The organism is Gemmatimonadales bacterium, from assembly GCA_019637315.1.
Classification (GTDB): Bacteria; Gemmatimonadota; Gemmatimonadetes; order Gemmatimonadales; family GWC2-71-9; genus SHZU01.
This window is the reverse complement of the sequence record JAHBVU010000001.1, coordinates 100,709-123,307: the sequence shown is the minus strand read 5'-3', so window position 1 is coordinate 123,307 and position 22,599 is coordinate 100,709. Positions and strand designations below refer to the sequence as shown.

Genomic DNA, 22,599 nt, shown 5'->3' with positions numbered 1-22,599 from the left:
GAGCTATTTCCCGCGCTCGAGTTCAACGGCCAGCCAGGCCCGTGCCGATCGCCAATCCCGGGAGAGAGTGGCTTCCGAAACATCGAGCATCGCTGCGCACTCTGGAATATCGAAACCGCCGAAGCAGCGGAGCTCGACCAGCGCGGCCTGCCGGGCGCTCAGACGAGCGAGCGACTCCAAGGCGGAGTCGAGCTCGAGCAGGTCGCCACCCGAGGCAGGCGCAAGTTCGAGGGACTCATCGAAGGTGACCAGGGCAACGTCCGGACCGCCTCGTTTGTCTGCCGTCCGACGGCGCGCGGCCTCGATCAGCACCTGCCGCATCGCTCGCGCGGCAACCCGCTTGAAATGAAGCACCGACTCGACGCCAGCGGGCGGCGAGGCGGCCAGCTTGAGCCAAGCTTCGTTGACCAGGGCAGTCGGGCTCAAAGTGACACCCCGCTCACCGCGGCGGACTGCTCCCGCCAAGCGCCGAAGTTCCTCGTACGCGGCCGTGAACAGCCGGTCCACAGCCTCGCGGTCGGGGTTGCTTGAGGTCATGACGGTTTTCCCGCCCCGCGACGCAATGAGAGATACCACGGCTTCGGTTGAAGCCAGGAGTCAACGCTACTCACGTTGCAAGGTCCCGTCGAGAGGGGGGACCAACTTCTCACCCAACAGGAGTGTCCCATGCGGGCAAAGTTCGCGGATCTGGCAGGTCTGGCGCTGGCGGCGGTGATGATGGGATGCGGGTCCGACCCGGCCGGGCCCGGACTCGCCAACGGGTCATTCAGCGCCAAGATCGATGGATCGGCCTTCAGCGCGACCGTCGCGATTGCCGCGACCTATTCGGGCGGCATCCTGGCCGTTGCCGGAACCGACGGACAGGGGCGAACCATCGGACTCGGAGGTCAGGTGGCAGCCCCCGGCACCTTCACTGTCGGACCGACCAGCCCGACCAATTTTTCTCTCGTGACCGGATCGGCCGGCTGGCAGGCCGCAATCACCCTCGGAAGTGGCAGCCTCACCGTGACGTCGATCTCGGCCACCGGAGCCAAGGGAACTTTTCAGTTCACGGCAGGCCCGCTCGCCGGCACCGGAGCCACCGGCAACAAGGTCGTGACCGAGGGTGCGTTCGACGTCACGTTCTGAGTCGATGCCGCCCGTAGCGCAGCTTGCAAACACCCAACACCGTCAGGGTCAGCGACTCCGCCAGCTCGGAGTCACGGCCCCGCGCGAAGTGCACCCTGACCGCTCCCTGCCACTACCGTCACGGCACCCGGTTCACCTCGAATGTGACCTTGGGTGCCGTAAAGCCGGCAGGGAGAGGGGGGCCGCCCTGGGGTGTGACGGTCCCAACCAACCGCCCCGCAGCGTCCAGCCGCCCGACATGGAGGTACCGCATGGCCGCGCCGCGCCGTTCCTCCCACCGCACCGTATCGCCCACGATGCTGACTGGGCTCGGCGCACCTCGCAGGTCGCCGCCCCCGACCGCCAGTCCGCGGGCAGTAGGCGTGACGATCATCGTGTCGGCACCGGCAACGAACTCGAACCGGATCTCGATGGGCTCGCCCGGGTCAGTGCGCAACACCCCCTCCCACCGACCGGACAATCGCCCGGCGGCGACGGGATCAACCTTCGGCGCCCGCTCAGCAACGACGCCGGCGGCACGACGCCGCACTTCCTCACGTGCGGCCGAGGGTACCGGGACCTGATATCCCAACTCACGGCTCAAGCGAGCATACTGCTCTTCCAATGGCGCCTCGGTTGCGCGGCTGGCGTCGTATCGCATCTCCGGTACCCAATCGGCAAACAGCGTCAGCAGACCTCGATAGACGCCAAGATGAAACATCGACCCGTGCGATTCGCCCTCGAGATTGACCAGGTCGGCGCGAACCCCCTGCGCTCGTGCATCCATCAACCTGCTCCAGTCGGGGCGCCACCCATCCTGGCCAGGGTTCTCGATGCTCACCAGCCGATGGATCCGTTCGGGATGCGCCGTCATTGACGCAATGGCCGCCTCGGGTACCGCCCGATTGTCCCACCACAACGCCGGATCGAGCATCAGGCTCGCGCGGAACAGGCCTGGTGCCTCGATCGTCGACCACATCGCAAACAGCCCACCGAGGGAGTGGCCGACGATAGTGCGAAAGGGCACAGTGCGAAAGGCGCTCTCCACCGCCGGAACCGCCTCGTACTGCAGAAACGCAAGAAACGAAGACCCGCCGCCCCAAGTCGGCATTCCCTCCGGCGGGGCACTGGTGCGGACCAACCGTGGTGTGAGATCCCGGGCACGATCCCGGTTTCTGACCGCGACCACGATCATCTCCGGCATCCGTTCGGCATTGGCAATCGACTGGACCGCGCCTGCCGCCGAAAGCAGGTAGGCCTCGCCATCGAGGACCCAGAGCGTGGGGTAGCGTCGGGTGCCCTCTGCATACGACCGGGGTACCCAGACATCGAGGTCGCGAGTTTCGCCCAGACGACTCGAGGGAATGGTCATCCGAGTGGCGAATCGTGCGACCGGGTCGGAAGGAGGATTGCTCTGGGCACGCCCGGCCCCTGCCGGCGCGCCCAACACCGACAGGGTAAGAAGAATCCGCACCGTCAGCCAGGTCGAGCGCATTACCAAGCTCGTTTCGTGGGGACCTGCAACTGGATGCCGGCCACCCGCCGATCGTCGCAGCACCGCGGGGCGGCCTGACGATCGGCCGGCTCCCTGCAACGCGTCCGGCGGGCGGAATTGCCTGCGGCCTACGGCTGACGGACCGGCATCAGGTTGTCCCGCGGATTGCGGTCGATCAGCGTGTTGTACGGGTCGATGCCGGCATGGCTTGGCTTGCCGTCGACCGTCACCCGGAGCGTGGTGTCGCCCGCGCCCAAGCGGTGACGGGCCCGATAGAGTGGCCTGCCAAGCTCGGCACCGGGTTCCGGTGCTCCCAGCACGGCAATCTCGATCAGATCGGCCATTGGCGTCGGTGACTCGTTGCCGAGGCTGTCGGCGCGGAACTTGGCGGTGCGGAGATCGAGCGCGACCTCATACCTGCCATCGGCTCGCTGCGTGGCCGTAGCCCCGACAATCGCATTGTCCCACAGCGTGATGGTCCGGAACAGGTCGTCGATCGCTGCATGCACTGAATCGGGTGTCTCCTCCCCCAGATAGGCCAGCAACTCGCGACTGGTCGTATAGGGAGGAGCCTGAAACGCCTTATCCCGCACGAAGCGCGACAACGCCCGCGTCATCGCCTCGTCGCCGATCAGCTCGCGCAACGCAAACAGGGCAACCGATCCCTTGTTATAGTGGATGTAGGGTTGGTTCTCGACGAGCATGAGCGGCTGCTCAGCCTTCGCCTCACGCCCCCGACCGGCAAGGTACTGATCGAGCTGCTCACGCAGAAACTTCCGAATGTTTTCGCGACCGAAGGTCTTCTCCATGACCAGGATGGCGGAGTAGTTCGCCAGCGCTTCGGACAGCATCGTGGCACCCTGCACATTGCCGCCAATGACCTGATGGAACCACCACTGGTGCGCCACCTCATGCGCCGTGACATAGTACGGCGTGTCGATATCGTCCGCCTTGGTGCCCGCGCGCAGGATGAACCCGATGTTCTCCGAAAACGGAACCGTACCCGGAAAGGCCTGGGCAAACTGGGAGTAGCGGGGGAACTCGACGATCCGGAGCTGCGGAAACTGGTAGGGACCGAATCGTGCCGAGAAGTCCGCGAGTGACGCCTTCATCGCGTCCATCATCCGGTCGACGTTGAATCCATGATCCTTGTGATAGTAGACCTCGAGCCCCACGCCATTCCATTGATCCCGCCTGACCTCGTACCGGGCGGACAGAAAGGAGTAAAAGGCCAGCATCGGCTGCTCAGACCGGTACTCGAAAACCCGCCGACCGCCCTCCGCGAACTCACCGATCAGCGTCCCTGGCGCCAGCGCAATCTGATCGGGCGCCGTGCTGACCGTTGCCCGAAAGTTGATCCAGCTGGCGTTGATACCGAGATACGTGATGGCGCGCGCCGCAGTGTCATCGATCGAGGCCGCGCGAACTCTTGGCGGCAACCCTTCCTTCCGGCGATCCAGATCCGACTGTAGCTCCCGCCAAGTGGTGTACCCGAGCACCGGGAAGTACTCAAAGTTGAGGAACGATCCGTTCGCTGCGATGGCATTCCGAATCGGAATCTGAATCGCTGTGGGCTCGACACCCGTGACCGGAAACCCCCGGCTGGCGTAGTGGCCCCGGTACCGCAAGGTGATCGAGTCATTCGGAGCAAGCGGCTCCTCAAGCACGAACAGCCGCATCCCATGCAGGTGGTCCTCGACGAGGCTCGTGGCGGCCCGACTCCAGACGAGCGTATCGACCACGACATCGCGCTGCATCAGGGTTACGACGAGCGTATCGACTCCGACGGGATGGTTGTTCACATAAGTGAACGTCGCGCTCACGCCGAAGGCCAGTTCCTCCGGGACGAGGTCGGCACGAACATCGGCATCGACGAGCCTCGGCTGGAGCGTGCCGGCATACCGCTTGTAGGTGCGCTCATGCTCCGCCCGCAAACGGCGTTGCTCTGCCGAGGTTCGATAGGTGTTGGTGCTGTGGATGTTGACAAGGAGCACGGAGCCGGCGCTGATCACCCCGATCAGCCCGACCGCCGCCACGGCCACAGTCGAAGGGCGCAGTCTGGCCCGCGCTGCCCGAAGCCGAACCGACCATGATGTCTCACTCCCACGGATCCAGAGCAGGTAGGCACCCACACCGAGCAGGAGCGCCACGCTCGACCAGTAGAGCGTGTTCCACACCAGTCCCGGCACAAAGGGACCAAAGCCATTCATGTCGGAGTAGACCCGCGGCGCCACCTTGCCGTACTGCAGCAACGGATGCTCGATGCCCAGACTGCCTAACGCGGCGCGGACGATAAAGCCCAGAATCACCAGGGCGTGCGCAAAGTACTTGTGGTTGACGACCACATGGATCAGCACTGCCATGACCGTCAGTTGGACCAGCAGCGGCAGCACAGTTCCGAAGAGATAGGCGAAGTAGAGCCCCAACTCGAAGCGGAAGTATCCCTTGGCTGACTGAAACACAACGCCGGCTGCGATCAGAACCAGCAGGAGCAGAGCCTGAACCAGAATCAGGCCGCCGACCTTGCCAAGCATGGTTGCGCTGGTACCGGCCGGAAGCGCATCGACGACCTGATCAGCCCTCAGGTCCCGCTCTCGCCAGACCACCTCACCCGCATACAGCGCGATCAGAACGAAGAAGAAGATCAGAAACTGGCCATCGAGCGACTCGACGACGTTGTACGTCAGCGGCCACGCTCGCTGCCCGAAGACGAGGTCCGCATACGCAGCCGCAATGAGCAGGTTGATCATCCCGACGGTCACGATCACCGCAAACGGGACCTGTCGGACAATGCTTCGAAACGACATCCGGGCACTGGAAACGAACTGCACCCACCACGCGCTCGGTCCGAACTCGGGCGACACCAGCCGAAGCGCCGACCGGGATGCGGGCACCGCCTCCTCTGCACGAACCTGACGCGAACGCCACAGTGACGGCGGAGCACTGCGGAAGCGGAACAACAGATAGGTCACCGCGGTCAGGGCGAGCGCAATCCCGGTCCAGAGCAGGCGATTCGCCAGCAGTACTCCATCGATCGAGATAACGGCGGCGTTCTTCTCAGCGACCGTCCAGTAGCGTGTCACCAAGTCGAACGCGGACAGGCCGATCGGGTCGAGCATCGCCGCAAGGTTCTGATCGTCGAGATTGCCGATCAACGTCTGCGCAATGATCCAGGCCACCAGCAGGAGGATTCCCTGGGTGTGGACCGCAAAGGCGTTGCGCGTCAGGGCCCCGACAGAGAAGAAGATGGCAGAGATCACCAGAACGGCGGGGACAACGAGCGCAGCAAACGGTACGAGGTAAGTCGTCAGCTGAAACGGAAGCAAGCGTTCTGGCTCGATCCACGGCGCCAATGCAGCGGCCATGATGCCGACGACAATGCCAAGGTGAATCAGCACCATCACGGTGAAGGCGCCAGCGAACCGACCCCCAAGGTAGGCAAACCGAGTCAAAGGTGTGGTGAACAGCAGCTCATGGGTGCGATACTGGTAGTCGCGCAGCACAGCGCTGCCGATGAGACCAGCGATAACGATCTGCCCCATCAGCACCAGGAAGAGCATGCTCCGGACGATGAGCCAGGGCGCGTTCCGCATCACCTGGCCGGAACCGCCTATCAGGGCAATGGCATCCGTCGCCATCAGGGCGAAGGCGCCGAGCGCGAAGGTCATGAAGTAGAGCCAGGTGACCGGCCGGCTCAGGTGATAACGGATCTCGTAGCGGTATATGGTCCCGAACATCGTCACGCCGCCTGCAACCGACTGGCGAGGTTGATCTGGTGGAAGTACACGTCCTCAAGATCCGGCTCCAGCGGCTCGTATCCCGGCAGGACCTCGTCGCTGTAGACATGGACGACCGGAACACCAGCCACCATCTGAGTGGAGATGACCTGGTGGGTTGCTTCGATGTCGGGCAGGTCGCGCCGGTCGACCTCCCGTCGCCAGAGCCTTCCCCTCAGCGTAGCGACGATGGTCCTCGGGTCGCCCGAGAGGATGACGCGCCCCTGATGGATGATCGCGACCGAGCGACAGAGCTCACGGACGTCTTCGACGATGTGGGTCGACAACAGCACCACGATCTGCTGGCCGATCTCGGCCAGCAAGTTGAGGAACCGGTGCCGTTCGGTCGGGTCGAGGCCGGACGTCGGCTCGTCGACAATCAGCAGCTTGGGCGCACCGGCCAGCGCGATGGCGATGCCAAGCCGCTGTTTCATTCCGCCGGACAGCGAGCCAACCGCCTTCTTCCGGGCGCTGTGCAGATTGGTCTGCTGGAGCAGGTCCGTCACCAAGCCGCGCCTGGTCCGGCCATCGAGAACGCCCTTCATCGCCGCGAAATGATCGAGCGTCTCTTCGGCGCTCAAGCTCGGGTAGAGCCCGAACTCCTGCGGCAGGTATCCGAGCAGCCGGCGGAGCTGATCCGGTGCCGCGAGCACGTCGAGGTCACCGAAGCGGATCCGGCCGCTGTCGGGGACCTGCAGGGTTGCCACGGTGCGCATCAAGCTGGACTTGCCGGCGCCGTTGGGGCCCAGCAAGCCGAACATTCCGGCACCGGCGGTGAGTGAGATCCCGTCAAGCGCGCGCACCCCATTGGGGTAGGTCTTGCAAAGGGCGTCGACAACGAGTTGCACGATGTTCTCCCTGGCTGGCGGTCAGCGGGTGGCGCGGTCGATGGCACGACCAATCAGATCGAGACCAAGGTCGATCTCGGCGTCGGAGACAGTCAGCGGGGGTGCGATCCGGAACACGCCCCCCATCCCGGGCAACTGCACGATGTTCATGCTGAGGCCAAGTTCCATGCAGATCCGGCTGATCTCGCTGCCGAGCTCGGGGGCCGGGGTTCGAGCCGTGCGATCAGTGACGATCTCCACGCCGAGGAGCAAGCCGCGCCCTCGGACATCGCCGATGCACTCGAACCGGTCCTGCAAGGCCAGAAGACCCGCGGTCAGCCGTGCGCCTGCCTGCTTTGCACGCCCAGCCAGCCCGTCACGACGCACTACCTCCAGGACCTTGAGCCCGACCGCGGCCGGCAGCGGATCGGATACATGCGTCGTGTAGAACAGGAAGCCACGCTCATAGCACCGCTGCTCGACCTCGGCAGAACAGACGACCGCCGACAGCGGAAGCCCGGCGCCCAGCGTCTTGGAGAGCGTCAGGATGTCAGGCACGACACCGTCGCGTTCAAACGCGAACATCAAGCCGGTCCGACCGAGCCCGGTCTGCGCTTCGTCGAGGATCAGCAGCATGCCTCGCTCCACGCACTTCCGCTTGAGGGCCGCGAGGTAACCAATCGGCAGGTCGATGATGCCGCCCGAACTGAGGATCGGCTCGGCGATGAAGGCGGCGAGGTTGCCGCTCGACTGCCGGTCGATCAAGTCGAAGCCATAGTCGAGCTCGGCGCGCCAGTCGGCCTGACCGCCCCGCTCGAACCTCGGTCGATAGCTGCTCGGCGCCGGTATCGCGAGCGATCCGACCGCGGTTGGTCCGTAGCCACGCCGACCCGCGGAGTAGGTTGCCGACGCCGCGCCACCCGTCATTCCGTGCCATGACTGTGCAAAGCCGACGACCTCGTACCCCCCGGTGTAGAGCTTGGCCATCTTGATCGCCGCTTCGTTCGACTCGCCGCCTGTGCTGAGCAGCATGGTCCGATCGAGGCCGGCCGGTGTCACCTCCGCCAGGGCCCTGGCCAGTTCGACCACCGGCCAGGACAGCATGCCGCTGAAGAGATGGTCCAGGCGACGAGCATGATCGGCGACGACCTCGGCAACTTCCGGATGGCCGTGCCCGAGGAGTGAACTCATCTGTCCGGAGGTAAAATCGAGAATCGCGCGACCGTCAGCGTCGTAGACGAAGCTGCCCTCGGCGCGCTCGATGATGATCGGCTCGAAGCGCCCGCCGTAGCGAATCAGGTGAGCGTTGGCAGCGTTCCAGAAGGCGGGATCGGCATTGCGCGACACGGTGAGTCTCGGGTCAGAGATACCGACACACTACCCCGCACCACAGGTCAACGGCAAGATCGCCTAATAGATGTTATCAAAGATATAAGCTAGATTTATGGTATGGATGACGGCCTCGACCTCGATCTGCTGCGGACCTTCATCGTCATCGCGGAGACCGGTGCCCTGAGTCGCGCCGCCATCCGGGTCGGCCGAACCCAGGCCGCCATCAGTCTGCAGGTCAAACGCCTCGAGCGAACTGCAGGCCAGGTCCTGCTCGAGCGGACCGGCCGCGGCGTGCTCCTGACTCCGCACGGGATCCGACTGCTGGCCCATGCGCAGCGCATCCTCCAGTATCACGACGAGGCCCTTGCTGAAGTCTCCGGCAAAGGCCTGACTGGCACCATTCGATTCGGCTGCCCCGACGACTACGCCGTTGTCATGCTGCCGCAGTTGCTGCGCGGTTTTGCACGGGAACACCCGAAGGTGCTGGTCGAGGTGCATTGCGCCCACACGCCGCGCTTGCTCGAGCGCCTGGACCGCCATCAGCTCGACCTGGCGCTGACCTCGTTTGCGGAGGATGCCCAGGGCGTGACCGTGATTCGGCGCGAGCCGCTCGTCTGGGTCAGCGCGGTTGGTTCGAACGCGCCGAACCGGCGACCGCTCCGGCTGGCGCTCTCCGATTCCGACACGCTCGATCATCGCGCCGCGCGGCGTGGGCTCGAGGCAGCGAGGCGCGCTTACCGGGTGGCCTATGCCAGCGCCAGCCTGACAGGATTGATCGCGGTGGCTCGCTCGGGTCAGGCGATCGCCGTCCTGACCCGGACCGCCGTCCCGGACGATCTCCGCATCCTGACGGCCGAGTCCGGGTTGCCGCAGCTACCGAACGTCGGGATTGCGCTGACGATCGACAGCGAGCAACCGTCTGCCGTCGTGCGCGCCTTTGCCGAGCACGTTCGGACCGTACTTCCAACCATCTGAGCTGCTCGCTGCGCCAACGGTGGGGCGCTATGGTCTCGGCTTGAACTGCGGGTTGGTGATCTGGGGCACCTGGGGTTTGAAATCCCGGATCCGTTCAAGCTCAGACGGCTTGGGGGCGTGAACCTGCAGTTGCCAGTAGCTCAGTCCGGTCAGCACCCCGGATCCGATGATGATCCCGAGCACGAACATCAGTTGGCCGCGTGACTTGGGTCGTGCCCGGAAGGCGTCCAGCGCCGGAGTCCCGCCGATCAGAAATGCCAGGCCTGTCACGATTGCGAGCGGAAAGAAGACCAGTGCCCGGGTGAGCGACCGGCTGAGATGGTCCAGCTCGCCGCTCTGCATCGGCAGATAGATCGAGAACACGGCCGAGACGACGCCGATGATGATGAGTACCAGTCCGACCAGTCGGATTACCATGGTGACTCACTCGAGCCAGAGAGAACGGGTCGTGACGCGGCCAGCGCCGACATCGACAACCACCAGAATCGGTTCGGGTACCTTGCCGGGCTCCCGGGGGCGGTCGCCGATCAGCGCGGGGTACGCCGGATCGGGGAACACCTCCCGCAGCTCACCGATGCCGGTATCGAGGGTCCATACCCTGGTGCCATCGGCTCGGATCCGCGCCACCATCACGGTGCCGGCGCGATAGGGCTTCGATTCGAAGAGCAGCAGCACGTCATCGTCGGCCACGCGGAGGATCTCGCCCTGGCGCTCTCTGCGCAGAAACCCGGCTTGATGCATTCCCTCCCCACCCGGGAGCACGACGCTGCCGAGCCGGGGCGGCGATCCGGGATCGATCAGCATCAGCCGGAGCGCGTCCCGACCGGTCGCCAGGTCAGCGGGCACGAAGGGGCGGGCCGGCGGCTGTCCGGCCGGTCGATGATCGACTCGCTCGGTCCGTACATCATACACCCCCGGGCTTCCCGCAACGAACCAGACTCGGCTGCCGTCGACGACACCGAGTTTGGCCTGATTGAGGTCGGACCCGCGCCGGCCGGTGGCGACTTCGACGAATCGACCGCGGCCGGCGTCGCTGGCAGAGTGGATCAGGAGGCCGACGGTGTAGCGGTCGTTGGCAGGATTGCGGTGCAATGTCGGGACGTAGGGCTCGAGCCGAGTTATCATGGTGACGACGGCATCACCGCTGCGTACCGATTGCCCCCAGGGCGCCCCGGTCGTTCGGACCGTGAGGAAGGTTCGACCGATCAGGAATGCCGCCAGCCCGAGAGCGGCAATGATACCGATCACGATCATGAGGCCGGGACGTTTCCTGGTGGGGGATGAGGATTCTGGCGGGGGAGCAGGTGTGACCGTCCGTTCGCCCGGAGGCAGCGGTGCCTCGTGGGAGCGGAAATGGAGCGCGGCGCGGCGCTCGTCGTAGTCGGCGCGCCCGGTGGGTACTCGTTGGCGGATCACCTCGCCGGCAATGCGTGAGAGGATCACCTCGCGCCGCCCGACCGCCCATGGTGCGTGAGAGCGCCAATGATCCTCCTGCCCGACCGACACGATGGCAATCACGTCGCCGCCGCCATACTCCCAGTAGCAGCGCAGCTCCCCGCTTGGCTCGCGATAGCTTACGGCGCCGTCGCGACCCCGATCATGAATCAGGACCTCCCAGCTGTCGGTCGGTGCGGGCATGACTCCGTTGTTTCCGGGCAGGCGATGGCCGGGAAATTACCACACCGATCGCCAGCCGGAAGACCGGCCGCTAATCGACCCGATTGCGACCGGGTCGGACCACCGGCAGTTCCAGCGCGCTCGGGTAGCGAGCGTCGTTATGGAGCCGGATCCGAGCAGTGCGGGCATCCTTGCCGGTCTCCCGATTGACCGCACCGCCCGAGTTGTAGTTCTTCTCCCAGGCAAGCGAGTTGCTCGAGCGAACCACCAGCCGAAGCCGGCTGCCCTTGCCGATGACACGGGAGAAGAAGGTGAACTGCTCGAAGCGATAGCGGGTCACCTCACCAGGCGTAACGAGCTTCGCGACCGAGGACGATTCACGATAGCGCGCGCGCAGGGCGTCGTCGGAGAGGTAGATGGCACTCCCGTCGGGCAACACCTCGTAGAGGGTCACCTCAAAGTCTGTGTCCGGAACGTTCATCTCGATGAAGGCGGTCAGCTTCGGATAGCCGCTGATCTCGGTGGCCTCCGCAAACGGTTCCGTATGATAGACGAGCCCGTTGCCCAGCAGGTTGAAGACCGGCGTCTGGATCTTGTAGTAGTCTGCCGGTGGTGTCATCGTTTCGAGGGCATAGCCGCGCACGTCGAGCGGATCATAGGTCCATTGACCGGGCTGCCGGCCTGAGGGTAGCCGGGCAGCACTGAGCTTGCCGGAGTGCAGCACGTCGTTGCCGCCGTCAGTCGCATCGAGGTAGAGCGTGTGGGTCGAGTCGGCGATGGTTTCGATGTCATCAGCGTACTTCCATTCGCCGTCCGTCGGTCCAGGGCCCATGACCCAGTAGGCAACCCGCTTCTTGAGGAAGGAGGGCTTGGGTCCGTTCTTGATGGTCCAGTCGTACCACTCCCGATGCAGGCGGTTCATGTCGATCACGCTCGCTGCGCCAAACGTCAGGCCGCCAATCGACGGTACCGGCGTACGGGTGCCGGGGTGATCCCAAGGACCGAGGATGAGATAGTGGCGACCGCGCGCGGCCGGCGTCGCGGCCGCGAGATGGCGCCGATAGAATGTCATCGCCCCGATCTGATCGCCGTCGAAGTACCCGGTGATCGTCAAGATCGGCAGATCGAGCCTGGCATACTCCTCGCGAGTCGGCGTCATGGCCTGCCAGTAGGCGTCTTCCGTCGGGTGCTGCATCCACTTCTGGTAGTACGTGGTCAGGTTCCCAACGATGGTGTCGAGCGACGCAAACGCTTTGTGTTCGAGGTAGCGCTCGCCGTACTTCGAGATCCAGAACGAGCCGTCACCAAATAGGTTGGCTTGCGGCGCAGCGCCGCTGGTGTAGGTGAGCCACTGAATCGCATAGGAGCGAAAGATGTTACGCAGCTGGGGGAAGTCGACCCCCGGATGCGCCGACGCCACCGGCGCCATCGAGACGAGCTCGGCTGGCCGATTCTTGGCAATGGCCCACTGGTAGAAGCCGCCATAGGAGCCGCCCCAGAGGCCGACCTTGCCATTGGACCAGGGTTGCCGCGCAAACCAGCGCACCAGTTCCGGTCCGTCGGAGGATTCGTTAGCAAAGGGCTCGAAGGTTCCGCCCGAACTGCCGCGCCCGCGAGTATCCACGACGGCAAAGACGTAGCCGTTGCGCGCAAAGTACATTCCGCGTGCGTGCGAGAGATCCGCGATGTAAGGCGTCATCCAGAAGATGACCGGCAGGGGCGCGCTCTGGCGCTTCGGTTTGTAGATCGTCGCGCTTAGGGTGACCCCGTCCTTCATCGGGACCCGGACCCCGTACATCAGTTCGACCCCGGCCGTGTCCGTGGCGGCCTGAGCCACCAGGGATCGCACCGGTGCCGCGAATGTCACCATCGCCAGTAACGCCGTCGCCACAACAGCGCGAAGCCGGTCAGTCATTAGAACTCCTGGTTGCCTTGGATTGCGCCCGCGAACCTGATGGGGCATCTCTCAGGCAGTCTCATCCGAGCGCCAATACCTTGCATCCTGTCACGCGGTAGGGCGATCGAAGGGGCCACCGCGCAGCGGGGGCACACCACCTTCCGTCAAACGGCGGTCCACAACCTCGGAGGGCTGGCAAGCTGAAACGCCCGCCATGGGTACCTCGTAGCGTTTGACAGGTTGGCGCTCTACCCCGATGTTGGGGGCGAACCTTGATACACAACGATTGGCTCAACGCCTGCTTCTCATTTCATCGGACAATCCGAGGACCCGACATGCATCAGACACGACGCGATTTCATCAAGGCCGGAGCCGTCGGCGCGGGCGCGCTGGCCATCGGTCTTCAGGGGTGCGCCAAAGGTGAGCCCAACGCGGATGCGGCCGCCGCGGCGGCACCGCCGAAGCCACTGCGTATCCTGGTCCTGGGCGGTACCGGGTTCATCGGACCCCACATGGTCCGTCGCGCGCGTGAGCGGGGCCACACCATCACACTGTTCAACCGGGGTCGCAGCAACGACGATCTGTTCCCCGATCTCGAAACCCTGATCGGCGATCGGGACGGCAAACTCGACGCGCTCAAGGGCCGCCAGTGGGACGCGGTCATCGATACCTCGGGCTACATCCCGCGCCATGTGCGCGACTCGGCTAACCTGCTCAAGGACGCCGCCCGGCACTACCTGTTCATTTCGACGATCTCGGTCTATGCCGATTTCAATCAACCCGGCATTACCGAAGACTATCCTGGCGGGACCATGCCGGACCCGACGGTCGAGCAAATCACCGGTGAGACCTACGGGCCGCTCAAAGTGCTTGCCGAGCAGGCGGTGCGCGAGGCGTTCCCGACCGGCAGCATCATCGTCCGGCCGGGCTACATCGTCGGCCCCGGCGACAGCACCGATCGCTGGACCTATTGGCCGGTTCGGGTCGCGCGCGGCGGCGAAGTGCTGGCCCCCGGCCAGCCGAGCGACCCGATGTCCTTCATCGATGCGCGCGATCTGGCAGCATTCACCGTGCATCTGATCGAGCAGGGAAACACGGGCACCTTCAACGCCGTCGGTCCGGCCAAGCCCATGCCAACGGGCGAAGTGCTCGACCGACTCAAGGCGGTGACGAACTCGAACGCCACTTTGACCTGGGTCGATGCCGCCTGGCTGGCAGAGCAGAAAGCCACGCTCCCGATCTGGAATCCGACCACAGGACCGTTTGCGCAGCTGCATACCGTCAGCAACGCACGCGCGGTGGCCGCCGGCCTCACCTACCGGTCGTTCGAGGAGACCGCGCGCGACACCCTGACGTGGTGGGACGGACTGCCCGAGGAGCGGCGTAACGCGATGCGCTCGGGACTGCGTCACCCGCCAGCGCTTGCGGGCGGACCGGCGTCCCTGGCGGCGCAGATGGAAGCGGAAGCCAAGCTGCTCGCCGCCTGGAAGGCGCGCACCTAGCACCATCGACCGCGATCTCGACGCGGCGGCACACGCTGTCGCGTCGAGTATCAGGATACCGGCCGCCAGCCTCCCGTCTCGCGTTCGATCTGGCCGAGCGCGGCCAGGACCAGATCTTCCCGCCAGGCCGCCGCAGCTGCCTGCACACCAATCGGCAGCCCGCTGGCGGAGGTGCCGACCCGAACCACGCCTGCTGGCCAGCCGGCCACATTGTACGGCACCGTGTACGACAGACCGGGGTAGACCCGCTCCCGCGACGTGCCGTGGGCCACCGCCGTCGTCACGTTGACCGGCGAGATGATCAGATCGTACCGATCGAGGAACGGTAGCATCAGTGCGCGGGCATGGTCGAGCCGCTCGAGCAGGGCGGTAAAATCGCCCACCGGCATCGCCTGCAGGCCCTCGAGCGCAGTGCGCAGATCCGAATGCGCGGCCTCGGTGCCCCAGCGCTCGAGGACCCGGAGCAACGTGGCGCCACCGTCACCGGTCATCAGGGCAAATGCCGCTTCGGTGGCCTGCGCCAGTCCGTCGGGGCGCGCCTCTTCGACGACCGCGCCAGCTGCGCGGAGAATCCGAGCCGCCTCGTCAACCGCTGTCATGATCTCGGCATCGGGCGTCACCACGCCATTGTCGCCGAACACGGCTACCCGGAGCCCCGGCAGCGATACCGCGGCCGGATCGCGAACCGGCATCGGTACCACGAAGGGATCCTTGTCGTCCGGGCCTGCCATGACACCGAGCCCCATAACGAGGTCCTCGACTCGCCGCGCCATCGGTCCGGGCTGGGTAATGCCTTGCAGAATCCCATCCGGACCAAGCACGTGCCCGGCCCGCGACAGACGGCCGCTGGTCGGCTTGAGACCGGCAATGCCACAGAAATGCGCCGGTAGTCGGATGCTGCCGGAGGTGTCGGTCCCGACATCGAAGGGCGAGCCTCCCGCAGCCACGATCGCTGCGGAGCCACCGCTACTGCCACCAGGCGTCCGCGTTGGGTCGTACGGATTGCTGCTCCGCCCATAGACCCGGTTGTCGGTTTCCGCTCCGGCGGTGAGTTCCGGCGTGTTGGTCTTGCCGATTACGATGGCGCCCGCCCTGCGGAGTCGGGCCACGACCGTGGCATCCTCCGCTGGAATGTAGGCGCGCCGGCCCCAGGTTCCCCCTGTCGACACGATGGCCGCCACGTCGAAGGAATCCTTGATCGTGACCGGCACGCCATGTAGGGGCCGGTCGACCGACGCCCGCTGGCGATCTGCGGCCGCAGCTGCGACGCGAGCCTGATCCCGATCGAGCTGGACCACCGCGTTGAGCTGCGGATTGACGGCGTCGATTCGGGTAAGCACCGCTTCCAGGAGCTCGGCGCTCGAGATCTCCCGGCGACGAACCGCAGCCGCGAGGCGCACCGCAGAACTCGCGACCGGGTCAAGGGGCTCTTGGGACCACCCGCCGGCAAGGTGATGAAGCGGACGCCGCATGCCGACGGCAATCGCGCCAGTCGCAGCGAGAAACCCACGACGGTCGGGACGGAGCATGTCAGTCTCTGGGAGAGGGGAGTCGTTGGGGTAGTCCCTTCGATGGCATCGGGTCTTACAGGACTTTCGATCTCACCCCGGAAACTAGCGGGGTGACAGTTTAGGTTCCCGCCATGGCTGCTACCCCGTCCGACTCGAAATCCTTCACGACTCCCCGGCCTTCCGCTGAGGACGAGGCCCTTCGGAGCCGACTGGCCGAACTGTGCACCGCCGGCTGGGCGCTTTGGGATCGCTTCGCGGAGAATATCATGGAACGGCCGTTCCACCCCTTCGTCGCCGCTGATTATGAGGTGGTGGCTGAAGCGTTGTGGCCCTTTCGCCGGCAGGGCCTGCGCTTTCTGGAGTGGGGCTCCGCGACGGGCGTCATCACGATCATGGCCGATATGCTTGGCTTCGAGGCCTGCGGGATCGAGATCGACTCGAGTCTCAACGCGACCGCGTGCGATCTGGCCAGGCAGTTCGACTCGAAAGCCCGGTTCGCGGCGGGAAGCTTCCTGCCCACCGGCTACCGCTGGCAATCGCGCGACGGCGACCTCCGAACCGGTACCCTGGGTACCGGGCCATCCGCCTACGCCGAGCTGGGCCTCTCGCTCGACGACTTCGATGTCGTCTTCGCCTTTCCCTGGGACGGCGAAGAGCCGATGATGCTCGACCTGATGAAGAGCTACGGACGGGCGGATGCATTGCTGCTGCTCAACAACGCCACTCACGGGATTCGCGCGTACCGCGGTGGTCGCGATGTTACCCGAGCCATCTGGTCCGCGGCTACGTAGGAGGCCGCTGCGGCTACGGCACGTCCATCCGCCGGAGCCGCCGCACCGACAACCACAAAAAGCCGCCAAAGACCACGGCCGAAACGATGACGACCGCGGGCAATCCGAGATGATCGAGCCCGGCAAATCGCCGCTCGTCCAATCCGTGCATCCAGGCCAGCGCATAGTGCCGGATGCTCAAGAGCCGTACCCCCGACACGAAGCCTGAGAAAAACCCTTCCCACAGCACGACATACAGCAGGCCAACCCCGATGGCCTGCGTCGTGACCAGTCCCAGCCAGGTAAATGCGGAGCTGTAGAGCGCCACGGCCACAGCCGCTGCCACGGTGATCGCGATGGTCGCTCGTGGATCGGCCAGGAACGCGACGTAGCCGGTCGCAAAGGCGCTTACCGCAGCAAACGGCAACGCAATCGTCAGGACCGCCGCCAGTTTCGGCACCGCTATCTGCCACCTGGGCAGAGGCGACAGCGTGAGATTGGCCAATGTCCTGTCTTCGACTTCGCTCGCAAAGGCCGCAGCTGCAATCGCCAGAACCACGAGCGGCAGAATCGATCCCGCCAGTAAGGTGCTCAACGCTGCGGCTTCGAACTCCGCAATCGACGGTGCGGCTTTCAGCCGGAGGGTCAGCAGGGCCGTCACGACGGGAAGCGCAGCGAGCAGCGTCATGATGATGAGCCGCCAGCGACCCGCCAGCTGGCGAAGGGTCAGGCGATACACAGTGCCCATGATGTCAGCCCTCCACCAGGTAGCCGAAGACGCTCTCGAGCGAATCATCCAGCGGCTCGACCCGTCGCAAGCGGATCCCGGCCGACTGCGCCAGGCGCGGCAGCTCGAGCTGCAGATCCAGGACCCGCCGGCTCAGGATCACCAGCGCACCGTCAGGGTCGAGGTTGACCGCCTCGACCGAGCCGATCCCGACCGCGAGCGCCGCCAGCTGACGTGGCGCGTCACAGGTGACGCGGACGTGATACGGTCGCTGATCGAGTGCCGCGCGAATCGCCCGGAACCCGCCCGACGCGGCCAGCTTGCCGTTGACAACGAGAAGAACCGTTTCTGCGAGCTGTTCGACCTCCTCGAGGATGTGCGACGAGAGCACGATGGTCCGCCCCTCCCGCGCGAGGTCACGGAGCAACCGCTGGAAATGCACCCTCTGCCGCGGATCGGCGCCGTTCAGAGGTTCATCGAGAATCAGAATCTCCGGATCATGCACCAGCGTCGCAGCCAGGCGCATCCGCTGCCGCATCCCGCGCGAGTACGTGCCCATCGGCCGGTGCTGCGCCTCGATCAGATCGACGCGCTCGATGGCCCGGTCGACCGCTTCCTCGAGTCGTTCCACCCCGCGCAGCTGGCCCATCATGGTGACGAACTCGCGACCCTTCATGAAGCCGTACACGGTTTCGTGCTCGGACATCACCCCGATCCGGCGATAGAGCGGCGGGTTGTCGCGTACCGGTTCACCGAAGACGGTTACCTGACCCGTCGAGGTCTCGGCCAAACCGGTCATCATGCGCAGCAGGGTCGTCTTGCCGGCGCCGTTCGGCCCCAGCAAACCCGTGATGCCGGGCATCACGTCGAAGGTCATTTCGCTGACGGCCACCACGCTGCCGAACCAGCGGGAGACCCGATCGACCCGGATGACAGGACGAACGTCGTTCATGGCGTGAGCCTCCGATAGCGACCCCAGAGAATCGCGCCCGGCACGACCGTCCAGAGCAAGTACCAGCCAACCCGACCCCAGGCCGGAAAGAGCCGAGCCGGCGCGTCCTCGGTGACCATGCTGAACTCGCCGAAGACCACGTCATTCACATGAACCGGGATGTTGGTCAGGTTGAACATCGAGATCCACTGACCAGCCAGGTTGTTCATCTCGGACGCGAGCCCGGCCGTAAACGGCGCGGTGATGGTAAAGAGGCCAACGAGAAAGACCGCCGCATAGGCGCGACTCTTGGTGAACGAAGCCGTCAGGAGGGCAAGCGTCGTCGCGTAGACCGCCATTACCAGCCCGGACAGAAGGAACTTCGGCACGTCGAGCCAGTGTTTGCGGAGGTACTCGATCGGCTGTGGATCGCCGGCAGCCAGACCGAGAAACAGGATCAGCTGCGGCAGCCAGGCGGCGCCGACCATCACGACCAGGAAGGCAAGCCACCGCGCACCGAGGTAGTCGGTACCAGTGAGCGGCCGGACCAGATAGAGATGGATAGTTCCCTCCTTGCGGTCACGGCAGAGGAGCTCCGGACCAACCAACGCCGCGAACACGAAGAGGATGATCGACGCCGCCCCATAGAAGTCGACGTGCGATGGAAGGTTGGCCCGCGCCGCCGCGCCTGGCCCTCCCAGTCGTTCGGCCGCACCGGCCACCAACGCCATGATGCTGCCGATAGCGCACAGGAGGCCGATGAAGAACCACGGCAGAATCTTGGCCCGACCGCCGCGCCCCAAACCGAGCGCGGCCCGTAATCCGTCTTTGAACACGGCCGTCCGCGCGCGGCCGCGACCCTCGCGCACACCGCTGTACCCCTGGTAGCCGATATCGAAAACAGTGCCCTGCTGGCTCATGCGGCACCTCGCTCGAACAGCTCGGTCAGGGCACGACGTTGCGGCCCCATCCGCCGGAGTGGCGCCTCTGCCTCCACCAGCGCGTCCCGCACCAGGTCGTACACCGTTTCGTCGGGACCCTGGAGTGCCAGCCCGGCACCATCGACGGTCACCAGCACGCCGCGCCGCTCCAACGCAGCAATCAGCCCATCGCGATTGGTGTCGACCTCGATGAACACCGTTTCAGTCTCCCGCGTGAACTGCTCGACCTCACCCGAGTGGATCAGCCGGCCGGCCTGGAAGACGATGATCCGGTCGCAAGTCCGTTCGACGTCGGCCATCAGATGAGACGAGAAGAGAATGCTGATGCCAAAGTCACGATGGGTTTTCCGCACCAGGTCGAGCATCTCCTCGCGGCCCAGCGGATCGAGACCGGCCGTCGGCTCATCGAGGAAGACGAACGACGGGTCGTGCACCAGGGCCTGGCTGAGCTTGACCCGCTGCTTCATCCCGGTGGAATACCCGCCAATCGGACGGTAGCGTTCCTCGAACAGGCCGGTGTGCCGCAGCGTGTCCGCCGCACGGGTTCGGGCCGTCGATGGCGGTAGACCGCTCACCTCGGCCATATGAGTCAGGAACTCCGCTGCACTGATCCCGCTTGGCAGGCAATCGTGCTCAGGCATGTAGCCGAGGCGTCCGCGCACGGTCAGGCTCTCGGAGGCATCCTCACCAAGCACCGTGGCTTTGCCTGCGGTCGGCTTGAGAAGACCCATGAAGATCTTGATCGCGGTGCTTTTCCCGGCGCCGTTCTCACCGAGGATGCCGGTGATGCCGTCGCCGATGGTGAACGACACGTCGTCGAGCGCCACGACATTGCCGTATCGCTTGCCGAGACCCTGGGCAGCGAGAAGGGGTTGGCCGGTCGACATCACGATCCTTTGATGCGGGGGCAGGCCTCGGCGTGGCCGAGGTCACAGGCACGTCGGGTCAGGGCCATGGCGCGCTGAGGCGAGCGATACACGCCGGCACCCTTCTGATGCAGGCCAGCCAGGTTGTAGCATGCGGCGGCGTACCGTTCGTCGCAGGCCACCTCATACAAGCGGGCGGCCCGCTGGAAGTTCTGAGGCACGCCCTGGCCGTTCTCGTTGAGCACCGCGAGTTCGAAGCAACCCGACTGGTCGGACGCGTCACAGGCCGACTTGAAGAGCGCAGCGGCGAGGGAGTCGTTGCGTTCGACCCCGTTGCCGGCGGCACGAAGTCGGCCCAATCCGACACACCCCAGCGACTCTTTGGCGTCACAGGCTCGCCCGAACAGGTCGGCTGCAGCTGCGTAGTCCTGGGGCACGCCTTCGCCTGCGGCCTCGAGAGTTCCCAGATTGGCGCAGCCGGTTAGATCGCCACCTTCGCAGGCCTGGCGGAACAATCCGGCGGCAATGGTTGGGTCGTGGGTCACGCCGGCACCGGCCCGGTGCAGCAGACCGAGGCGAGTACACCCTTCCATGGCGCCGCCGTCGCAGGCCTGACGGAACAGGCCTTGGGCCCGGGCGGAGTCGCGCTTGACGACCCGGCTGGTCTGGTAGATGACGCCGAGACTGGCACAGCCGTCGCCGACGCCGCCGGCACAGGCCTGCTCGAACGAGCGAGCGGCGCCGGCTTCATCGCGCAGAACGTAGCGGCCTTCCTGGAGTCGTTGGCCGAAGTCGTGGCACGCTAGCACCGTACCTTCGGCGCATGCATCGCGGAGCGTTTTCGCCTCGTCGTTCCCGGGATGGCACCCCAGGACAACGAAGGCGGCGAGGAGGATCAGTTCGGGGCGGCGAGCACCCCGACGCGGATTCTCTGCAGGAGAGTTCCGAGTTGGCATCGACGGCCGGGCGTTGTAGGTCGCGTTCGGGAGGTAGTCTCCCGAACCGGCTTACGACCGCCGAACGTCGTGGGTTTCAAAACGAGACGTTTCAGAGATTCTGAAACGAGATCAGTGTCCTTTGAACGTGAACGACTGCGCTGCCGGCGCTGTGAACCCGCGGCGAACGACCTCCAACCCGAGCGGGTCGGCCGGGTTGATCCGAAAAATCGTTGCGCCCCGGGGCGGATCACGATCCACGCCCGGCCCGTAGATCCAGGGGCTGACGAGGCCATCGGAGTACACCGTATCAGGCACCTGGCTCGCCGCCCGCAGCCCGGCCCGGCTGAGGTCACCCGCCGCAACGGCGTGTTCCAGCAACGCATGAAGCGGGTACGCCATCACGTAGCCCGCATAGTAGTAGAAGTCCGGCGCCTGCCCGGGGGCATACGCCGCTTGATCCGCAAGCATCGTACGCACCCCGGCTTCACTGGTATCGGACAGCGACACGCCGTCCCACGAACTCCAGTAGTTCGCCACGAGGTAGTCCCGCAGCGGCGACGTCACGAACGCCTGGTGCCACGACGGCGAGGTCCCGATCCATCGCGGCGCAAAGCCAAGCTGCGCTGCCGCGCCGAGCACCTTGCCTGTCACGCTGGGCAGCGACGCGAGCATCACGACGCCGCATCCGGCGTTCTTGAGCTGCGTGATCGGCGCGACGAAATCCTGATCGTCCTGCCGGAAGGTCGCCTTGACGGGAACCGGAAAACCCATCGCCTCGGCGAGATACTCGACCCCGTCGACAACCGCCTTCCCGTAGCCAGTCGCGAGCGTCATGGTGCAGACCGTGGCACCGGTCGCGCCACCCTCCGTCAGCGCATAGGCCACGCCGTTGATGGCCTGCAGCTGATAGGGCGACCCCCACGGCAGCAGGCGCTCGTCCCGGACCCACTCGGCGTCAAAGGTCGTCGGTACCGCGAGGATCCCGTCCTCAGCCAAGAGCGACAGGATGCCATTGACCTGATCCGTACCAAGCACCAGACCGAACATGGCAACCTGATCTTTGATCTTCTGGTACTTCTGCGCACCCGTCGACGGATTGACGTACTGGATATCCTCGGCAAGGATCTTCACCTTGTACTTGCCGCCCACCCCGCCCTGCTGCTCGTTGATACGGGCGAAGTAGGCGGTCAGTCCGGCCAGAAGCGGCTTGCCGATGACCGCAACCGGATCGCTGAGCGGCGTCAGTGCACCGATGACGATGGTGTCGCCGACGATGCCAGGGGTCGCCCCACTGCCACCACCTCCGCAAGCGGTCAGCCCCAACAGCATGAGCAGGGCGGCACCGCCGCGGTGCCGAATCGAAACACGAGCTGACATCTGTTCCCTC

The 22,599-nt window shown here is 65.3% G+C and carries 19 protein-coding genes; 4 read left to right on the top strand and 15 right to left on the bottom strand.

Features of this window, described 5'->3' with window-relative positions; all coding sequences use genetic code 11:
* Positions 1–3: 3 nt before the first annotated feature.
* Entirely contained in the window at positions 4–537 is a 534-nt protein-coding gene (locus tag KF785_00550) for an RNA polymerase subunit sigma-70 (protein ID MBX3145229.1), read from the bottom strand.
* Positions 538–666: 129 nt separating this feature from the next.
* On the opposite strand from KF785_00550, the gene KF785_00545 reads away from it, so the two are divergent.
* Positions 667–1,128, top strand: a complete 462-nt coding sequence (locus KF785_00545) for a hypothetical protein (protein ID MBX3145228.1) — start codon at positions 667–669, stop codon at positions 1,126–1,128.
* Between the two features lie 118 nt (positions 1,129–1,246).
* Here the strand turns inward: KF785_00545 and KF785_00540 are convergent, their stop codons facing one another.
* The 4 genes from KF785_00540 to KF785_00525 all read right to left on the bottom strand — a co-directional run bounded on the left by KF785_00540 (position 1,247) and on the right by KF785_00525 (position 8,552).
* Positions 1,247–2,602 carry an alpha/beta hydrolase gene (locus KF785_00540; protein ID MBX3145227.1) on the bottom strand — a complete coding sequence of 452 codons (1,356 nt, stop codon included), beginning with the start codon at positions 2,600–2,602 and terminating at the stop codon, positions 1,247–1,249.
* 128 nt (positions 2,603–2,730) lie between these two features.
* Entirely contained in the window at positions 2,731–6,339 is a 3,609-nt protein-coding gene (locus KF785_00535; GenBank protein ID MBX3145226.1) for a hypothetical protein, read from the bottom strand.
* A gap of 2 nt (positions 6,340–6,341) precedes the next feature.
* Positions 6,342–7,139, bottom strand: coding sequence for an ATP-binding cassette domain-containing protein (locus KF785_00530; GenBank protein ID MBX3145225.1), 798 nt, complete (start codon positions 7,137–7,139; stop codon positions 6,342–6,344).
* 108 nt (positions 7,140–7,247) lie between these two features.
* Positions 7,248–8,552, bottom strand: a complete 1,305-nt coding sequence (locus tag KF785_00525; GenBank protein ID MBX3145224.1) for an aspartate aminotransferase family protein — start codon at positions 8,550–8,552, stop codon at positions 7,248–7,250.
* A gap of 102 nt (positions 8,553–8,654) precedes the next feature.
* Between KF785_00525 and KF785_00520 the strand changes: the two genes are divergently transcribed.
* Positions 8,655–9,512 carry a LysR family transcriptional regulator gene (locus KF785_00520; protein ID MBX3145223.1) on the top strand — a complete coding sequence of 286 codons (858 nt, stop codon included), beginning with the start codon at positions 8,655–8,657 and terminating at the stop codon, positions 9,510–9,512.
* Positions 9,513–9,539: 27 nt separating this feature from the next.
* Here the strand turns inward: KF785_00520 and KF785_00515 are convergent, their stop codons facing one another.
* The 3 genes from KF785_00515 to KF785_00505 form a co-directional block, all read right to left on the bottom strand.
* Positions 9,540–9,929 (bottom strand): hypothetical protein, encoded by a 390-nt coding sequence (locus tag KF785_00515; GenBank protein MBX3145222.1) that lies wholly within the window; start codon positions 9,927–9,929, stop codon positions 9,540–9,542.
* Positions 9,930–9,935: 6 nt separating this feature from the next.
* Positions 9,936–11,150 carry a hypothetical protein gene (locus KF785_00510; protein MBX3145221.1) on the bottom strand — a complete coding sequence of 405 codons (1,215 nt, stop codon included), beginning with the start codon at positions 11,148–11,150 and terminating at the stop codon, positions 9,936–9,938.
* Positions 11,151–11,220: 70 nt separating this feature from the next.
* Positions 11,221–13,044: a CocE/NonD family hydrolase gene (locus KF785_00505; GenBank protein MBX3145220.1), complete on the bottom strand. Its 1,824-nt coding sequence runs from the start codon at positions 13,042–13,044 to the stop codon at positions 11,221–11,223.
* 317 nt (positions 13,045–13,361) lie between these two features.
* Here KF785_00505 and KF785_00500 point away from each other — a divergent pair, with 317 nt between their 5' ends.
* Positions 13,362–14,528, top strand: coding sequence for an NAD-dependent epimerase/dehydratase family protein (locus KF785_00500; protein MBX3145219.1), 1,167 nt, complete (start codon positions 13,362–13,364; stop codon positions 14,526–14,528).
* Between the two features lie 50 nt (positions 14,529–14,578).
* On the opposite strand, the gene KF785_00495 is transcribed toward KF785_00500, so the two are convergent.
* Entirely contained in the window at positions 14,579–16,057 is a 1,479-nt protein-coding gene (locus KF785_00495; GenBank protein ID MBX3145218.1) for an amidase, read from the bottom strand.
* Between the two features lie 248 nt (positions 16,058–16,305).
* Between KF785_00495 and KF785_00490 the strand changes: the two genes are divergently transcribed.
* On the top strand, positions 16,306–16,830 hold the full coding sequence (locus KF785_00490; GenBank protein MBX3145217.1) for a hypothetical protein: 525 nt from the start codon (positions 16,306–16,308) through the stop codon (positions 16,828–16,830).
* Between the two features lie 13 nt (positions 16,831–16,843).
* Here KF785_00490 and KF785_00485 read toward each other — a convergent pair whose 3' ends face one another.
* The 6 genes from KF785_00485 to KF785_00460 all read right to left on the bottom strand — a co-directional run bounded on the left by KF785_00485 (position 16,844) and on the right by KF785_00460 (position 22,589).
* A complete protein-coding gene (locus KF785_00485) occupies positions 16,844–17,557 on the bottom strand; it encodes a hypothetical protein (protein ID MBX3145216.1) in 714 nt (237 codons plus the stop codon).
* 4 nt (positions 17,558–17,561) lie between these two features.
* Positions 17,562–18,488, bottom strand: coding sequence for an ABC transporter ATP-binding protein (locus KF785_00480; protein ID MBX3145215.1), 927 nt, complete (start codon positions 18,486–18,488; stop codon positions 17,562–17,564).
* Positions 18,485–19,387 carry an ABC transporter permease subunit gene (locus KF785_00475; GenBank protein ID MBX3145214.1) on the bottom strand — a complete coding sequence of 301 codons (903 nt, stop codon included), beginning with the start codon at positions 19,385–19,387 and terminating at the stop codon, positions 18,485–18,487. Before KF785_00475 ends, KF785_00480 begins: the two co-directional genes overlap by 4 nt.
* Positions 19,384–20,295, bottom strand: coding sequence for an ABC transporter ATP-binding protein (locus KF785_00470; GenBank protein ID MBX3145213.1), 912 nt, complete (start codon positions 20,293–20,295; stop codon positions 19,384–19,386). The genes KF785_00475 and KF785_00470 overlap by 4 nt, the downstream gene beginning before the upstream one ends.
* Positions 20,295–21,230 carry a sel1 repeat family protein gene (locus KF785_00465; protein ID MBX3145212.1) on the bottom strand — a complete coding sequence of 312 codons (936 nt, stop codon included), beginning with the start codon at positions 21,228–21,230 and terminating at the stop codon, positions 20,295–20,297. Before KF785_00465 ends, KF785_00470 begins: the two co-directional genes overlap by 1 nt.
* A 111-nt stretch (positions 21,231–21,341) precedes the next feature.
* The gene (locus KF785_00460; GenBank protein ID MBX3145211.1) at positions 21,342–22,589 is read right to left on the bottom strand and encodes an ABC transporter substrate-binding protein; all 1,248 of its coding nucleotides are present in this window, start codon (positions 22,587–22,589) and stop codon (positions 21,342–21,344) included.
* Positions 22,590–22,599 lie beyond the last annotated feature (10 nt).

Bases quoted from the DNA above. Each gene is read 5' to 3' on its own strand.
- KF785_00475 (MBX3145214.1), bottom strand. From the start codon at position 19,387: ATGAGCCAGCAGGGCACTGTTTTCGATATCGGCTACCAGGGGTACAGC.
- KF785_00490 (MBX3145217.1), top strand. From the start codon at position 16,306: ATGGAACGGCCGTTCCACCCCTTCGTCGCCGCTGATTATGAGGTGGTG.
- KF785_00465 (MBX3145212.1), bottom strand. From the start codon at position 21,230: ATGCCAACTCGGAACTCTCCTGCAGAGAATCCGCGTCGGGGTGCTCGC.
- KF785_00485 (MBX3145216.1), bottom strand. From the start codon at position 17,557: ATGGGCACTGTGTATCGCCTGACCCTTCGCCAGCTGGCGGGTCGCTGG.
- KF785_00495 (MBX3145218.1), bottom strand. From the start codon at position 16,057: ATGCTCCGTCCCGACCGTCGTGGGTTTCTCGCTGCGACTGGCGCGATT.
- KF785_00530 (MBX3145225.1), bottom strand. From the start codon at position 7,139: ATGTTCGGCTTGCTGGGCCCCAACGGCGCCGGCAAGTCCAGCTTGATG.
- KF785_00540 (MBX3145227.1), bottom strand. From the start codon at position 2,602: ATGCGCTCGACCTGGCTGACGGTGCGGATTCTTCTTACCCTGTCGGTG.
- KF785_00510 (MBX3145221.1), bottom strand. From the start codon at position 11,150: ATGCCCGCACCGACCGACAGCTGGGAGGTCCTGATTCATGATCGGGGT.
- KF785_00470 (MBX3145213.1), bottom strand. From the start codon at position 20,295: ATGTCGACCGGCCAACCCCTTCTCGCTGCCCAGGGTCTCGGCAAGCGA.
- KF785_00505 (MBX3145220.1), bottom strand. From the start codon at position 13,044: ATGACTGACCGGCTTCGCGCTGTTGTGGCGACGGCGTTACTGGCGATG.
- KF785_00460 (MBX3145211.1), bottom strand. From the start codon at position 22,589: ATGTCAGCTCGTGTTTCGATTCGGCACCGCGGCGGTGCCGCCCTGCTC.
- KF785_00500 (MBX3145219.1), top strand. From the start codon at position 13,362: ATGCATCAGACACGACGCGATTTCATCAAGGCCGGAGCCGTCGGCGCG.
- KF785_00520 (MBX3145223.1), top strand. From the start codon at position 8,655: ATGGATGACGGCCTCGACCTCGATCTGCTGCGGACCTTCATCGTCATC.
- KF785_00550 (MBX3145229.1), bottom strand. From the start codon at position 537: ATGACCTCAAGCAACCCCGACCGCGAGGCTGTGGACCGGCTGTTCACG.
- KF785_00515 (MBX3145222.1), bottom strand. From the start codon at position 9,929: ATGGTAATCCGACTGGTCGGACTGGTACTCATCATCATCGGCGTCGTC.
- KF785_00545 (MBX3145228.1), top strand. From the start codon at position 667: ATGCGGGCAAAGTTCGCGGATCTGGCAGGTCTGGCGCTGGCGGCGGTG.
- KF785_00535 (MBX3145226.1), bottom strand. From the start codon at position 6,339: ATGTTCGGGACCATATACCGCTACGAGATCCGTTATCACCTGAGCCGG.
- KF785_00480 (MBX3145215.1), bottom strand. From the start codon at position 18,488: ATGAACGACGTTCGTCCTGTCATCCGGGTCGATCGGGTCTCCCGCTGG.